2 protein-coding genes and 1 pseudogene are annotated in these 1855 nt (G+C 59.0%); 2 read left to right on the plus strand and 1 reads right to left on the minus strand.

Annotated elements, in window-relative coordinates:
* Positions 1 to 450: pseudogene (locus PMO31116_RS23855) on the plus strand (hypothetical protein); the annotation flags it as partial.
* Here the strand turns inward: PMO31116_RS23855 and PMO31116_RS23475 are convergent.
* Complete coding sequence (locus PMO31116_RS23475; RefSeq protein WP_150568809.1) at positions 445 to 945, minus strand: hypothetical protein; 501 nt, start codon at positions 943 to 945, stop codon at positions 445 to 447. The pseudogene PMO31116_RS23855 and the gene PMO31116_RS23475 overlap by 6 nt on opposite strands.
* Before the next feature lie 36 nt (positions 946 to 981).
* On the opposite strand from PMO31116_RS23475, the gene PMO31116_RS23480 reads away from it, so the two are divergent.
* The gene (locus PMO31116_RS23480; protein WP_150568810.1) at positions 982 to 1710 is read left to right on the plus strand and encodes a metallophosphoesterase; all 729 of its coding nucleotides are present in this window, start codon (positions 982 to 984) and stop codon (positions 1708 to 1710) included.
* The last annotated feature ends 145 nt before the right edge of the window (positions 1711 to 1855 follow it).

The following is a 1855-nucleotide window of genomic DNA, read 5'->3' on the forward strand; positions in this document are numbered from 1 at the left end:
TACATGCAGCGCTGGTGGATCAAGAAGCCACGTGGCCACGACGCGGACGTCGCCGAAAATGGGCGTCGCGATACCAGTTGGGGCGCTCGCATCCATCGCACCGTTCATAGTGACGAGGGCCGTGATCTTCACGACCATCCATGGTGGAACGTCTCGATTGTCTTGCGCGGCGGCTACTGGGAAATCATGCCGACTGAACAGAATCAGCCGGCGAGACTGGATAGCCAACCAGAGACGTCACTGTTGCGCGGCTATCGCCGCGTTTGGCGCGGCCCCGGGTCGATCGTTTTTCGCCGCGCCACAGACCGACACCGCCTCGAAATACCCGACGGCGGCGAAGCGTGGTCCCTGTTCATCATGGGGCCGTGGCAGCGTAATTGGGGATTTCATACGCCTCTCGGCTTTGTCGCCTGGAGGGACTATCTGAAATGCGATCGCCACTCCTCATGAGTCACGCAGCGCGGCAGTCACCTCATTCAGCGCCCGAAGCAAATGCCGCCCCAAATATAGTCTTCGGCTTCCGAACTGCACAGCAATGTCGTCCTCGTAGTCAGATCCGAACACCGCACCGTTAGCCCCTACGGCATTCGGCGACTTTCCAACAAACACGTTGAAGTCAAATGTGTTGCCTTGGAACGCCTTCTCCTTACTGGGAATGTGGCACGCAGCGTTGCGGCAACTATTGATCAGCGTGGTGACGTCATTTATTTCGTCCGCCGGAGCAACGTCGTCCACGAAAGAAACGCGACGACCGACCTTGTCAGCCTTCTGCAAGAGGTCGTTCAAGACGATGAGCAGATGAATCGTCGCAGACTTGAAGAACGGTGAGTCGACACCATCCCCACTAAATATCCCAGTGGCAAACAACTTTTCGCATTCCTGGATGCTCGCGTCGACAGCATTCCGTTCGCGCCATTCCTGGGCCTCTTCCGGTGACACATTCATGTCCTGCCTCCCGATCAGATTTCCGAGGATCCTAGCATGAGCCCCTCTCCCGACGGCTTGTTGCGCCGTCACGCCCGAAACACCATCGGCCGCGACCTGATCGTCGGCGACATCCACGGCTGCTTCTCCCGCCTTCGCCTGAGTCTGATGCAAATCGGGTTCGACCCGGCTCGCGATCGGCTATTCAGCGTCGGCGATCTGGTCGACCGCGGCCCCGAGTCCGACCAGGCGCTCGGTTGGCTCTCCCATCCGTGGTTCTTTCCTGTCCAGGGCAATCACGAAGACATGGCCATTCGATGGGGAAAGTCAGGAAGCGCTATGTGTCATTGGACGTACATGCGCAACGGCGGCGGTTGGAACGTCGCCAATACGGCGGACGTCTGTGCCGAAATCTCACAGGCATTCGCGGCACTGCCCATTGCAATCGAGCTTGAGACGGCCAACGGCCTCGTCGGAATCGTCCATGCGGAGTGCCCTTTTGATGACTGGGACGCTTTGCGCTCAGCCCTGATCGCGCCTGAATCGAATACCAAGCTCAAGGCGGTTCGCCAGGAAGTGCTGTGGAGTCGCAGACGCTTCGAAGACTCGGACACATCCGAAGTGAAAGGTGTGAGAGCCGTTGTCGTCGGGCACAAGCGCGTTGAGCAGCGGACCACGCTCGGCAACACCGTCTACATCGATACCGGCGCCTGGCGCGATGGTGGTGACTTCACCATCATCGACGCAGCCACGCTGCAGCCGGCCTGCGAAGAAATCCGGACATGAATCTGGATAAGAACGAGGTGAACGCATGACGCAAACGTTCGAACAATGGACCGAATCGGAAGGGCTCGATATGTCGGTCGACTGGAAAGGCAAACTCACTTCGCCAGAGACTGCGGGGGCGCTGCGCGGATGGGAAGCCGCACAG

It is taken from the genome of Pandoraea morbifera, assembly GCF_902459575.1.
GTDB classification, from domain to species: Bacteria; Pseudomonadota; Gammaproteobacteria; order Burkholderiales; family Burkholderiaceae; genus Pandoraea; species Pandoraea morbifera.